Source organism: Curvivirga aplysinae, from assembly GCF_009711445.1.
Classification (GTDB): Bacteria; Pseudomonadota; Alphaproteobacteria; order UBA8366; family Aestuariispiraceae; genus Curvivirga; species Curvivirga aplysinae.
Genome location: NZ_SMMC01000190.1, coordinates 1 through 13,611, shown reverse-complemented (window position 1 = coordinate 13,611; position 13,611 = coordinate 1). Strand labels below are relative to the sequence as shown.

General features: G+C 43.2%; 10 protein-coding genes. 4 read left to right on the top strand and 6 right to left on the bottom strand.

Annotated features, from left to right (window positions below):
* Window positions 1-9 precede the first annotated feature (9 nt).
* Window positions 10-1,467 (top strand): Asp-tRNA(Asn)/Glu-tRNA(Gln) amidotransferase subunit GatB, encoded by a 1,458-nt coding sequence (gene gatB / locus E1160_RS10975; RefSeq protein ID WP_155155207.1) that lies wholly within the window; start codon window positions 10-12, stop codon window positions 1,465-1,467.
* 113 nt (window positions 1,468-1,580) lie between these two features.
* Here the strand turns inward: gatB and E1160_RS10970 are convergent, their stop codons facing one another.
* Complete coding sequence (locus E1160_RS10970) at window positions 1,581-2,498, bottom strand: oxidoreductase (RefSeq protein WP_155155206.1); 918 nt, start codon at window positions 2,496-2,498, stop codon at window positions 1,581-1,583.
* A 92-nt stretch (window positions 2,499-2,590) separates the two neighbouring features.
* On the opposite strand from E1160_RS10970, the gene E1160_RS10965 reads away from it, so the two are divergent.
* Window positions 2,591-3,154: a TetR/AcrR family transcriptional regulator gene (locus E1160_RS10965; protein WP_155155205.1), complete on the top strand. Its 564-nt coding sequence runs from the start codon at window positions 2,591-2,593 to the stop codon at window positions 3,152-3,154.
* Here E1160_RS10965 and E1160_RS10960 read toward each other — a convergent pair.
* From E1160_RS10960 to E1160_RS10950, 3 genes are all read right to left on the bottom strand, one after another.
* On the bottom strand, window positions 3,151-3,789 hold the full coding sequence (locus tag E1160_RS10960) for a DUF4136 domain-containing protein (RefSeq protein ID WP_155155204.1): 639 nt from the start codon (window positions 3,787-3,789) through the stop codon (window positions 3,151-3,153). The two genes, E1160_RS10965 and E1160_RS10960, sit on opposite strands and share 4 nt — an antisense overlap.
* On the bottom strand, window positions 3,779-5,200 hold the full coding sequence (locus tag E1160_RS10955) for an ATP-binding protein (protein ID WP_155155203.1): 1,422 nt from the start codon (window positions 5,198-5,200) through the stop codon (window positions 3,779-3,781). Before E1160_RS10955 ends, E1160_RS10960 begins: the two co-directional genes overlap by 11 nt.
* An 81-nt stretch (window positions 5,201-5,281) precedes the next feature.
* The gene (locus E1160_RS10950) at window positions 5,282-5,473 is read right to left on the bottom strand and encodes a hypothetical protein (protein ID WP_155155202.1); all 192 of its coding nucleotides are present in this window, start codon (window positions 5,471-5,473) and stop codon (window positions 5,282-5,284) included.
* Between the two features lie 107 nt (window positions 5,474-5,580).
* Here E1160_RS10950 and E1160_RS10945 point away from each other — a divergent pair, with 107 nt between their 5' ends.
* Window positions 5,581-6,228 (top strand): class I SAM-dependent methyltransferase, encoded by a 648-nt coding sequence (locus tag E1160_RS10945; protein WP_155155201.1) that lies wholly within the window; start codon window positions 5,581-5,583, stop codon window positions 6,226-6,228.
* A 10-nt stretch (window positions 6,229-6,238) separates the two neighbouring features.
* Here E1160_RS10945 and E1160_RS10940 read toward each other — a convergent pair whose 3' ends face one another.
* Window positions 6,239-7,552: an FAD-dependent oxidoreductase gene (locus E1160_RS10940; RefSeq protein ID WP_155155200.1), complete on the bottom strand. Its 1,314-nt coding sequence runs from the start codon at window positions 7,550-7,552 to the stop codon at window positions 6,239-6,241.
* A gap of 374 nt (window positions 7,553-7,926) precedes the next feature.
* Here E1160_RS10940 and E1160_RS10935 point away from each other — a divergent pair, with 374 nt between their 5' ends.
* Complete coding sequence (locus E1160_RS10935; RefSeq protein WP_155155199.1) at window positions 7,927-11,379, top strand: pyruvate carboxylase; 3,453 nt, start codon at window positions 7,927-7,929, stop codon at window positions 11,377-11,379.
* Between the two features lie 66 nt (window positions 11,380-11,445).
* Here the strand turns inward: E1160_RS10935 and E1160_RS10930 are convergent, their stop codons facing one another.
* Window positions 11,446-13,509, bottom strand: a complete 2,064-nt coding sequence (locus tag E1160_RS10930; RefSeq protein WP_155155198.1) for an oxidoreductase — start codon at window positions 13,507-13,509, stop codon at window positions 11,446-11,448.
* Between the last annotated feature and the right edge of the window lie 102 nt (window positions 13,510-13,611).

The following is a 13,611-nucleotide window of genomic DNA, read 5'->3' as shown; positions in this document are numbered from 1 at the left end:
AGAATTGCAATGACCTATATGATCAAAGGCAATACAGGCGATTGGGAAGTGGTTATGGGCTTGGAAATCCATGCGCAGGTATCTTCCAACGCGAAACTATTTTCTGGTGCGGCTACAACATTCGGGGCGGACCCGAATGAACAGGTATCCCTCGTTGATGCGGCGATGCCGGGCATGTTGCCAGTTGTAAACAAAGAATGCGTGCGTCAAGGTGTGCGTACTGGCCTTGCGATGGGCTGTGAAATTAACTTGAAATCTGTATTCGCGCGTAAGAACTATTTCTATGCCGATTTGCCACAAGGTTATCAGATTTCCCAGTTTGAAGAGCCAATCGTAAAACGTGGTAAAGTCACAATCGACCTTGAAGATGGTTCAACAAAGGAAATTGGCGTGGAACGTCTGCATTTGGAACAAGATGCGGGTAAATCCATCCATGACCAACATCCTACACAATCTTACATCGACTTGAACCGTTCCGGTGTATGCTTGATGGAAATCGTATCTGATCCAGATATGCGCAGCCCTGAAGAAGCAGCTGCTTATGTTTCAAAGATTCGTTCCATCGTGCGCTGCATTGGTTCTTGTGATGGTAACATGGCCGAAGGTTCTATGCGTGCAGACGTTAACGTATCTGTGCGTAAGCCGGGTGATGAATATGGTACACGTTGTGAGATCAAAAACCTGAACTCCCTTCGTTTCATGAAACAAGCGATTGAGTTTGAAGCAAAACGCCAAGTTCAAATCCTTGAAGAAGGCGGCTCCATCGATCAGGAAACACGCCTATTCGATACAGCAAAAGGCATCACACGTTCCATGCGTTCCAAAGAAGACGCGCATGACTATCGCTACTTCCCAGATCCAGATTTGTTGCCAGTTATTCTGGAACAAGCTTGGGTGGATGAATTGGCGGCAGACTTGCCGGAACTTCCAGATGTGAAGAAAAACCGTTTCATCAGCGATTTTGGTCTGCCTGCATATGATGCGGGTGTATTGACTGCAGAAACAGAAAACTCTGCTTATTATGAGCAGGCTGTAGATGCAGGCGGTGATCCAAAACTAACAGCGAACTGGGTGATCTCTGAATTATTTGGTCGTTTGAACAAGGCGGATATGTCTATCACAGACAGCCCTGTGACACCTGAAAATCTGGGTCAATTGGTTGGCTTGATTAAAGATGACACCATTTCCGGTAAAATCGCGAAAGACGTTTTCGACGACATGTTCTCTACCGGTAAAATGGCGAAAGACATCGTTGAAGAAAAAGGCTTAAAACAGATCACCGACACAGGTGCTATTGAAGCTATCATTGATGATCTTATTGCCAATAATCCGGGTCAGGTTGAACAATATCGTGGTGGTAACGAAAAGCTTATCGGCTGGTTCGTTGGTCAAACCATGAAAGCCTCCCAAGGCAAAGCCAACCCGGGCGTAGTTAATAAAATCTTGAAAGAGAAACTGGCTGGTTAATCCTGCGACTTTCTTCCAAAAAAGTAACAAGGCCCTGCAGAATTCTGCGGGGCTTTTGTTTGGGTTCGAGAAGGAATGGGAAGAGGGGAACCCCAGACAAGTCGGGATATAGGCTAAGCGAAATGAATGCCTGTTAGATCTTCTGAAATGGTCCAGAGACGTTTAGCAAGGCCAAGGTCATTAGCTTGCTTGGTGGCTTTTACTTTGACGGGTGGTCCTTTCATTTCAAATGCGCCAGAAGGGCCAAAGAAGTCGCCGGATTTTGTATCTTTGTCGAAACCAGCACGCAAGGTTGGGAGAACGCCATCTTTAGGTTGTTGGGCAAAGAAAATATTCAGGAAACGAACCAAACCATTGTGACGTTGTAGATCAGTAGCAGTCCAGCCGGGGTGGGCGATTGTAACCATAGGCGCATTAGGACGATCGGCAAGCTTACGATTTAACTCATGGGCAAAAAGTTGATCGGCAAGTTTACTGTCATAATAAGCCATATTGGTGTTATATTTTCGTTTTTCCCAATTGATATCATCCAAGTCAATCTTGCTCATCTTATGGGCTATACTTGAAAGAATTACGATGCGGGAATCTTCTGCTTTTTCTAATAGGGGTAATAACTGTCCTGTTAGGGCGAAGTGACCAAAATGGTTTGTTCCCATTTGAATCTCATTGCCATCCTTCGTGGTTGCTTTCGGGCACATCATGATGCCAGCATTGTTAATTAACACATCTAATTCATTAAAATCAGCGATAATGCCGTTAGCAAAAGATTTAACGGATGCTAAGTCGGCAAGGTCTAACTGTCGGAAAGTTACATTTGCCTTTGGAAAATCGCGATGAATGTCGTCGATTGCCTTATGAGCTTTTGCTTTATTTCTTGCGGCAATGATCACTTCGGCATTCTTGCTTGCTAATACACGTGCTGTTTCTTTACCAAGGCCTGTAGCAGCACCCGTAATTATAACTCTGCGTCCTGACTGGTCAGGGATATTTTCGGCATTCCAATTTAGTTTCACTCGGGTCTGTTTCGCCATAGTAATTTCCTCTCAAGTTAACCTCATCATTTGGACAAATAATGTAATTTTGTCTATATTGACATTTAGGCATATTTTGTCAATATGTCCCTATGAAAAAAAATGAAATCGAAATTATCGAAGCCGCAATTCGGGTCCTGTCACGCTATGGTGTTAAACGCACAACAATGAATGATATTGCTGAGGAAGCAGGTGTCGTTCGCCAAACTTTGTATAATTTATACAAGAATAAGAATGATGTTTTGCGTGGAACAACACGATACGTCATGGCGCAGATGTTGGAAGAAATTCAACAAAATGCCTATGGATCAGAAAAACTGTCAGATCAATTGGATGTAGTTTTTAATGTCTATGCGATACAATCTTATGAGATGGTAGCTAACCTGCCAGATGCAAAAGATATCCTGAGTGGTGTGGTGGAGATTGTTGCTAAAGAAAAGGCTGAGGCGATTAAGTTGCTAACTCAAGAAGTAATCAATTTGCTATCACCCTATAAGGCGCCAATTGAGGCAAATGGTTTGGATATTGAAACTTATGCCGACTTTATTATGATTTCACTGTCATTCATCAAAATGGAAGCTAAAAGTCGGGGCCATCTAGATGAATATTTGTCCGTATTAAAGGCAAATATTTTAGTGGTTTGCCAATCTTCCTAACAATCAGCCTCCTGTTTGATGGAGGCCTTTCCGCTTTGATCTGGGAATTTCTCAAAGAGGAGGGAGAGCATTTCATCCATCACTTCGGAGAGAACGCCGCATCGGCCTTTGGAGCGTAGGCGACCTTCGTAAAGTACAGTGGGGCCTGCTTCGTTTTCCAAGCTGTCTTTTACGACGATATCTAGTGCAATCTTGCGCGTATAGCTGTCATAGGTACGAGTGGAACTGGCACCTGTTGTATAGATCGGAATGGTATAGCGGGTACTCACATGTCCACCACCGCTTGAACCATATCCACCTCCAAATGTTACGGATGGATAACCATAACTATTATCTTTAATCTCAATACCGTCATTTATGCCGTAGTTGAAAAAAGCAATAAGGTCTGCGTCTTTTTCATCTTGGACGATTTGAAAGCCTTGTTCGGAAAGATGGTTTTCCAGTTTTTCTTTGTAGGTTTTATATTCAAGACTACTTCGTAATTCTTCCGGAAAGGGCTGTACGATTAAGCTTTTTGTTTTATCGTCTTCCGTGATTTCTGAGAAGGATTGGACATCTCCAGTCAAGCGCGCACAAGCCGCAATCAATAGTAAAGATGAAATTGCAAGAATTCGAAACATGGTCTTAAATCTCATATACGGGTCGCCCTTCCTTAGATATCATATCGGGATCCGCAGCTTGCATTTCAATGCTAAATCTACTGCCAATACCTTCTTCGCTACTGACATGGATTTTGCCGCCCATGGTTTCAATAAGCTTTTTGCTTATGGTTAACCCGATGCCTGTTCCTTCGATTTGAGAATTGACAGCATCCAGACGCTCAAATGGTTCAAAAATATTCTCTAGTTGATTTTTAGCAATGCCCTTACCTGTATCTTCCACATAGATCTCAACATTTCCATTGGGAAGATCAATGCAACCAAACTCAACATGTCCGCCTCTTTTGTTATATTTGATGGCATTGGTCATTAAGTTGACCATGACTTGTTTGAAGCGTAATCGGTCTGCATAAATCCCTGTGTTGGATTGCCTCTTTCCATTTAGAGTGACTTCTCTCTCTCTTGCATTGTTACGAAGCATTTCAAGGGTTTCTCTCATAACTTCATTGGGAAAAAATGCTTCTGGATTTAGAGGTGTGCGTCCAGATTCCATGCGTGAGAAATCCAACACACTATCAATGAGGCCTAACAATAGTTCACCAGATCGAATGATTTGATCCACATTTTTTTGTTGATATTCATTTAGGTCACTATGGCGACTAATGCGTAAAAGCTGTGAGAAACCTAAAATTGCATTTAGCGGTGTGCGTAATTCATGGCTCATAGACGACAGGAATTTGGATTTTGTCTGGTTTGCTTGATCGGAAATAATTTTTTCTTCTACAAGTTCTTCTGTTCGCTGATTTTGGAGATGTTGGTGGATACGATTATCCCAATATTCTTTGTTCCAAATCCGAACCTGAATAAGTATGAACATCGTATATAGGAGGCTACAAATACCTACTATGCTTCCATGGTTGCTTGGTATTAAGAAGGTTGAAATAGCTGTAGGCGCCATGACTAGGATGATATAGGTGAGGGCCAATTTTCGCCAGAAGCAAAAGGAGGAGAAAGCACCAACTGTTACACAGGTGAGGTAAACGAAAAATAACCAGGAAAACCATTGAAAGCCGTAAATATATAGGATACCTGCCATCGCCAAACCAAAATACAGACTAATAGCAGAAATACTTACGAAAAATATGATTTCGAATATTTCGAGATTTTTGATGTTGTCGTTGTTTAAGACGATATAGGAGGTCACAAGGCGAATGGTGACAAGGATCAAGCCGGTTATAAATATATTTGCGAAAAGATCCGGCAGCCCCTTGGCGACGGGAATGTAAAGACCAAGATAGACCAACCCAGCATATAAAAATAAAATACCAGGAAGGGAGCGCTTATTAAGGGTTTTGATCGCTTCCCATCTCAGCTCTTTGCGAACGTCTTCAGGAAACTGAAGGTTCTGTTTCCGTAGATGTCTATCACAATCCGTAATTTGGATCATCTTTTATCCCTGCTAAAACATTTTATTTTTCTGTCTTAGCTGGAATATTAGATGATTGCAATAATCTCAGAAGTGATAAACTTACTGCACAGCGACCAGTACGACACCAAGTTCTTCTTCTAGTTTTTTGATTTTTGCAATTTTTTCTTCGTCCATATCGACAGGTTCTGCTTTGATCGCTGACATGGCAACCAATGGTGCGCCAACTTCTTTTTCCAAAGCTTGAATTGCTTTAAGGCGATCCGCTTCCAATGGGGCAAAAGAATACAACATATGAAGTCCTCCTGTTAAATATCATCTTGTTATGTTCTACGCAGCATAGCATAAAATGGATTTGTTAAAGTAAATTTTCATAGTTTCGCGAAAATACAGGTTATTCGTTGCTAATTTTCAATAATGACATTCCGCCATTTCTTGAGCTGGTTGCTGCTGGTTACAGTATGCAATTTAATGAACATGGCCCCTCACCAACAGGTGTGTTATGGGCTGATGCAAAAGGTCAGGAAAAAAGATTTGCCACACTTTGTAAGGTGATTAACAAAACAGATGCTGATCAGGAAATCACCATCAATGACCTGGGTTGTGGTTATGGTGCTTTATTTGAATATTTAAATGTTGATAAGTTTAATGACGGGCGTTTTAAATATTATGGATCAGATATCTGTCGAGATATGATTGTAAACACAAAGACACGCATAACAGATAGTCGCGCGCATTTTAACTGGTCCTATCAAACACAACAGATTTGCGATTATTCCTTCTGCTCTGGTACCTTTAACATGAAAGGGACAGCAGAAGATGATATCTGGACAAGTTATGTAAAAGAAAGCCTTCGACATCTTTTTGAGCATAGCAAAAAGGGGATGGGTTTCAATTTACATGATGCCAAACAGAAGAAGCGTCTGGAATGGACGTATTATGCAGATAAGAAGGATATCTATAATTTCTGCAAGAAGGAATTATCTGGTGATTTAACCCTATTGGAAGACAAAGCGAAGAAGGAATTTACAATACTGGTACGAAAGTAAATCTTCTTTGCTATATGGCTTCTTCGATGGCAGCTAACATTTCATCAACGGAAGCAATTTTCTGGCGTGTCTCAGTTTTGGTTTCGACCGCATCAATGGCTTTCCAATCGGTAAAAGTAGTTACCTTGCTTCCTTTATCAGCAAGTAATTTGTCTATTGCCGCACCGCCTTGCTTCGCGGGATCAGCTATCACTTGATCCATTATAATTTGGGATGTTTTAAAACTACATGGACGGTTTGTTGGGATAGTGCCTGATGGCCCACGTTTTCCCCAACCGACAACATATAAATTATCTTTGATCAAGCCTTCTTCATTTGGATAACGGCCCAGTTGTTCGTCAAATGGAACGCCTTCTAAAGGCTGGGAATAATAGCCAATTGCCGAGACAACCAAATCAGCAGGGATGTCAAAAAGTTCCCCTGTGCCTGTTGGTTTGCCGTCTTCGTTTAACTCCATTCGCTCAAATTGAACGGCCTCAACTTTTCCTTCACCTAGAAAAGCTGTTGGACTTGCAAGAAATTGAAGATGGATAGTTTTATCTTTGCCATCACGTTTCATTTCCGTGAAGCTTCTGAAGATATCCAATACTTTGCCCTTAATACGGCCTGCAGGCTGGCTCGTATCTATATGTGAAGGTAGTTCATCGGGAATAACAGCGCCTTCTATGACAGGCAATGCATGTTCCAATTTACCCAATTCACGTAATTCGGGCGGAGTAAAACTTGCTTCTACTGGGCCACGGCGGCCTGCAATAACTACATCACTAATCGAAGCGTTATCAATGGCTATTCGTGTATGATCCGCAAGATCGGAATCAGCCATTTCTTCGGCAGATTTAACCAAAATACGAGCCACATCAATGGCGACATTACCATTACCGATGACTATTGCCGATTTCGCATGTTCGGGGATCGGGGAAAGATCTTTATAATCAGGATGGCTATTATACCAACTTACAAAAGCAGCAGAGCCATAAACACCGTCTAAATCCTCCCCAGGGATTCCAAGTTTTTTATCTTCGCGGGCGCCATTGGCAATAACGACAGCATCATAATGTTCTTGAAGGACCTGAACAGAAATATCTTTGCCAACTTCGACATTGCCAAGCAAACGAATCCCTTCTTGATCAAAGAATTTTTCATATTGGTTAATGACTTTTTTTGTCCCCTGATGATCCGGGGCAACACCAAAACGAACCAATCCAAATGGTGTGGGTAAACGTTCAATAAAATCAACCATTGTATCAGGTAATTTCTTTTTTACGCCTTCGGCTACATAAATGCCGGAAGGGCCGGCCCCGATAACAGCAATTTTCAATGTCATATCTTTTTTCTCTTAAACCCTTGGATTTGAATTGGATGTAAGATGGCAAACTCTTTTCTTCAAGACAATAATTTTAAATCGCAATATTTAATTGGGGTCGATAAGGAAAAAGCGATTCATTGAGGCGGCTTTTTCTAATCATATGTGATTTTTGCCGTAACCCTATTGTATTTTGTCGCAAAGTTTTTATTCAAACCGCGTGAAAATTAGCTATTTTCCAGCAATCCTGATTTATGAAAATCAGGAGGCAAAGTTTTTGGCGGTTTTTGATTGTCAAAAATTTTGCTGCATTGCACAATGCGCGCGTGGGGATACGACAAACACCTTTCGGCATAAAAAAATAAATAGCCGGAAGCTAGGACGGGATGATTAAAATGACAAAAACAATCACAAAACTGCTAGTTGCTAACCGTGGTGAAATTGCGATCCGCATTTTCCGTGCTGCGAACGAGCTCGGCATCAAAACAGTAGCTATCTATTCCTATGAAGATCGTTTTTCTCTGCATCGATTTAAAGCAGATGAAAGCTATATGATTGGTGAAGGTAAGGGGCCTGTACAGGCATATCTTGATCAGGATGATATTCTTCAGCTTGCTAAAACCAAAGGCGTTGACGCCATTCATCCAGGTTATGGCTTTCTTTCAGAAAACCCTGAATTCGCAGATAAATGTCGTGCCGCAGGTGTGACTTTCGTTGGACCACTTGGTGATACAATGCGCTTACTTGGAAGTAAGGTTGCGGCGCGTGAATTGGCAGAAAAAGCCGATGTACCTGTAATGCCGGCAACTGGTCCATTACCACGTGATATCGCCGAAGTTGAAAAACTTGCCGATGAAGTTGGCTATCCATTAATGTTGAAAGCTAGCTGGGGCGGCGGTGGCCGCGGCATGCGCGTTATTGAATCGGCGGACAGTTTAGCGGATCAGGTCGAAACAGCACGTCGTGAAGCTGAAGCCGCATTTGGTAATGATGAAGTTTATCTTGAAAAATTGGTTCGTAATGCGCGTCACGTCGAGGTGCAAATCGTTGGTGATAGTCATGGTAATATTGTCCACTTATTTGAACGTGATTGTACCGTTCAACGTCGTAACCAAAAAGTAGTTGAACGTGCCCCAGGTCTATATATGACGGATGAAAGTCGTGCTTCTCTGTGTCAGGCGGCCTTGAAATTAGCACATGCTGCTGATTATCAAAATGCAGGTACCGTCGAGTTCTTGATGGATGCTGAAACAGATAAGTTTTATTTCATCGAGGTAAACCCACGTATTCAGGTGGAACATACTGTAACTGAGGTTGTAACCGGTATTGATATTGTTAAGGCTCAAATTCGCATCGCAGAAGGAGCGACAATTGGCGATTCTCATTGTGGTATCCCGCAGCAGGAAAATATCCACCTGCGCGGCCATGCGATGCAATGCCGTGTGACAACAGAAGATCCTGAGAACAATTTCATTCCTGATTATGGTCGTATCAAAGTATATCGTGGCGCCAATGGTTTTGGTATCCGTCTTGATGGTTCGACCGCTTATTCTGGCGCGGTGATCACACCATTCTTTGATTCCATGCTTGAAAAAGTAACCGCATGGGGTGCAACACCAGAGGAAGCACAATCCCGTATGGATCGCGCGTTACGTGAATATCGTATCCGTGGTGTGGCAACTAACCTCGCTTTCTTGGAAAACTTGATCAATCATCCGAAGTTTAAAACAGCGGAATATACAACGCGCTTTATTGACGATACACCTGAATTGTTCCATTTCCCGAAACGTCGTGACCGTGCCACACGTTTGTTGCGTTTTGTCGGTGACGTAATTGTAAACGGGAACCCTGAGGTGGAAGGTCGTTTGAAACCAAAACGCCTGACTATGCCGGAAGTACCGAAAGTAGATATGCTGGCAGCTGCACCTGCTGGTTACAAGCAAAAGCTTGAAGAATTGGGGGCGGAAGGTTTCTCCAAATGGATGTTGTCAGAACCAAAAGCGTTGGTGACAGATACAACCATGCGTGATGCGCATCAATCCTTGTTAGCGACCCGTATGCGTGAATTTGATATGCTACAAATTGCACCAGTCTATGCACGCATGTTGCCTGAAATCTTCTCGATGGAATGTTGGGGCGGTGCGACGTTTGATGTGGCTTATCGCTTCTTGAAGGAAGATCCATGGAACCGTTTGTCTCGCTTGCGTCAGGCAATGCCGAATATGTTAACCCAAATGTTGCTACGTGCGTCTAACGCAGTGGGTTATACAAACTATCCAGATAACGTGGTACAACATTTCGTGAAAGAAGCCTCTGCGGCTGGTATGGATATCTTCCGTGTATTTGACAGTTTGAACTGGGTTGAAAATATGCGTGTTGCTATGGATGCTGTGATTGAATCCGGATCCCTTTGTGAAGGTACAATTTGTTACTCCGGTGATATGCTAGCAGAAGGCGATAATAAATATACCCTTGCATATTATGTTGATATGGCAAAGCAGCTTGAAAAAGCAGGTGCGCATATCATTGGTATTAAGGATATGGCGGGTGTTGCGAAACCTGCGGCTATCTCCAAGCTTGTGACAGAATTAAAGCAAGAAGTTGGTATCCCGTTGCATTTCCACACACATGATACTTCCGGTATTGCGGCGGCCTCTGTAATAGCAGCTGTGAATGCGGGTGTGGATGCGTTTGATAGTGCGATGGACAGTTTCTCTGGTCTGACATCACAGCCAAATCTTGGTTCTATCGTGTCAGCTTTGAAAGACAGTGATCGTGATCCGGGCTTGGATGAAGAGGCTATTCGTACTATTTCTCGTTACTGGGAATCTGTACGTGAGAATTACGAAGGCTTTGAAAGTGATATCCGTTCTGGGGCATCCGAAGTTTACTTACATGCAATGCCGGGTGGTCAATATACCAATCTTCGTGAACAAGCACGTGCCACAGGTATTGAACATCGTTGGCCTGAAGTTGCCAAGGCATATGCTGAGGTAAACGACATGTTTGGTGATATCGTAAAAGTAACACCAAGTTCTAAAGTTGTCGGTGATATGGCAATTTATATGGTGTCTTCCGACCTGACCCGTCAGGATGTAGAAGATCCAAATAAACCAATCGCGTTCCCTGAATCTGTTGTGGCCTTATTCCGTGGTGATCTTGGTCAACCGGTTGGTGGTTTCCCAGAAGCATTGCAAAAGAAGATTTTGAAAGGCGAAAAAGCAAATACAGATCGTCCGGGTGCGCATTTACCACCTGTTGATCTGGATGCAGCCCTTTCTTCTATGAAAGAAAAATTTGGCGATCATGTGGGTGAACAAGATGTGTCCGCACATCAGCTTTATCCTAAAGTATACGAAGATTATTCCAAACATCGTGCGCTGTATGGCGATGTGTCGGTATTGCCAACAGCAACTTTCTTCTATGGTATGGAAGCTGGGCAGGAAATCACCGTTGAAATTGAAGCAGGCAAGACCTTGATTGTTCGTTACTTGAATACAGGTGAAGCGGATGAAGACGGTGAACGTACAGTCTTCTTCGAACTGAACGGTCAACCACGTACAGTGAAGATTGCAGATAAGTCTTTGGCTTCCTCTGCCAATGTTCATTTGAAAGCGGAAGATGGTAATCCAGCCCATGTGCCAGCCCCAATGCCGGGTATGATTTCTAGTATTGCTGTTCAACAAGGCCAAGAAGTTTATGCAGGTGATGTGTTGCTATCTATTGAAGCAATGAAGATGGAAACAGCAATCCACGCAGAGGCTGATGGGGTCGTTGAAAAAATCAACGTGCATGTTGGTTCACAAGTTCAATCCAAAGACCTTTTGGTGAATTTGAAAATCGGCTAAGATTGACTGTTAGTGACATTAAAAGCCGGAGAAAATTTTCTCCGGCTTTTTTACTTGGTGTTAGATTTAAACCTCTACCAAAGCACGATCTCGCTTGTAGGGGACGTCTTCTGTTTCTGGATCATCAATAGTGCGACCAATATGATGCCCATCATAGACGGCAGCGGCGATGATGCGTGGTGCGTCACAATCTCCGATACGGGATAAATGGGTGATGCCTGCCTCTTCAAGCGCTTTTGGATTATCTTTCAAGTCTCGATATAAACCTTCATTGGGCATGCGTGAAGTAACAGGTATAAAACTGGTTGCCTTTAACTTCTGTTGATTACCGGAATAGACACAATCAACAGTTACTTCATTATCTTGATACGCAGAAACTGTATGGGAGACGATGATCTTTACGCCGAGTTCAATCAAACGTGCCTGTGTCTGGAATTGTTCACCTGTATATTCTGACCAATCGCCAACACGACCCGCGGAAGTGACAAGTGTCACTTCGTTTCCAAGCTCTACCATGCGTTCTGCGATCACGGCAGCCATATAATAATGTTCATCATCAAACACGACGGTTGAGCCATTTTCAGGTAGATTTTTATTTTCCATCAAATCATCAGGGGTGAGCAGGGTCTCGCCTGAATAGGTGGATAAAGGTAATTGATAACTGCGGCCCATACCATCGCGGCGCCATTTTGCGCCTGTGGCAATAATTACTCTTGAGAAACCAAATTCCAGAACCTCGCTCGCAGATAGAGGGCTTTCAAGATAGATATTCACATTGGCCATTTGTTGTAATTGATAGATGCGATAATCTTTTACCCGTGCATATTCGGACATGCCGGGTAGGGTACTTTCCTTAAGGGCGCGTCCGCCTAGCTCACTGGTTGCTTCTGCCAATGTGACCGGATAACCACGCTTTCCAAGGATATGTGCGGCTTCTAACCCCGCTGGGCCAGCCCCGATAATTAAAACAGGTTCATCATTGGATTTTGGCGGTAATTTTTCCGGATGCCATCCACGACGCCATTCTTCCCCCATTGTTGGGTTTTGTGTGCAGCGTAACGGAGCTGCTTGGAAGTCATGGGCATAGCAGATGTTACATCCGATACATTCACGAATTTCGTCTTCGCGACCTTCGCTGATTTTGTTGGGAAGAAAAGGATCGGCAATGGATGGGCGCGCGGCACCAATTAAGTCTAGAATACCTTTCTTTACCATGCGGGCCATTGTGTCCGGTGTTGTAAAACGCCCAACGCCTACCACGGGCATATTGGTGACTTTCTTGACGTAAGAAACGAAAGGCTCCATTGGGGCTTCACCAACAAATCTGGAAGGGCCCATTTCAATATTGTAATCATCAATGACTACATCCCAAAGATCAGGGATATCGGCAAGAATGGAAACCATTTCGCGGGCTTCGTCTTCTGGTTCTGTGCCTTTTGTACTTAAACCACTATCCACTGAAAAGCGTGTGGCGACAGCACATCGATGCCCAACAGCATCTTTAACTTCCTCTAAAATTTCACGGACGATACGCACACGGTTTTCAAGGCTACCTCCATATTCATCGGATCGGTTATTGGTATGTGAACTCAAGAATTGGTGTAGTAGATAGTGATGGCCTGCATAGACATAAACGATATCAAATTCTGCCTGCATGGCCCGTTTGGCAGCATCTACATGATAACGGCGTAAGTTTCGGATGTCCTGCATATCCATAATTCGGCATTGCATTGGGCCTGTGAAGGAATACATGCTTGTTGCCCCAATAGCAGGCATGCGGCTCATATAATTGTTGGAAGCAGGGCCTCCATGCCACATTTCTACTCCAGCTAAGGCTCCATGTTCATGAACTTTTTCTGCCATTTTTCCAAGATTGCGAATATCCCCGTCATCCCAAAGCGTGCAATGACTATGAGGCGTGTCGTCAGAACTTGGATGAATTGAACAATATTCGGTATTGACCACGCCCCACCCGCCATCAGCTTTGATACCGCGCATTCCTGCTTGTGTTTCTGGCCTATCTGATCCCATACCTGTACAATGAGGCACTTGATAAAAGCGGTTCTTAGTTATGACCGGGCCAATTTTTACCGGTTCAAAAAGTAAGTCATAATTTGGATTGCGGGACATTTTTTTGATCCTGATTTTATTAAACATTCATTTAATAAATCTATTCTTCGAAAAAAGCCAGAAAAAAATGCCACAAAAAAACTTGTGAGATGAAGAAGGATT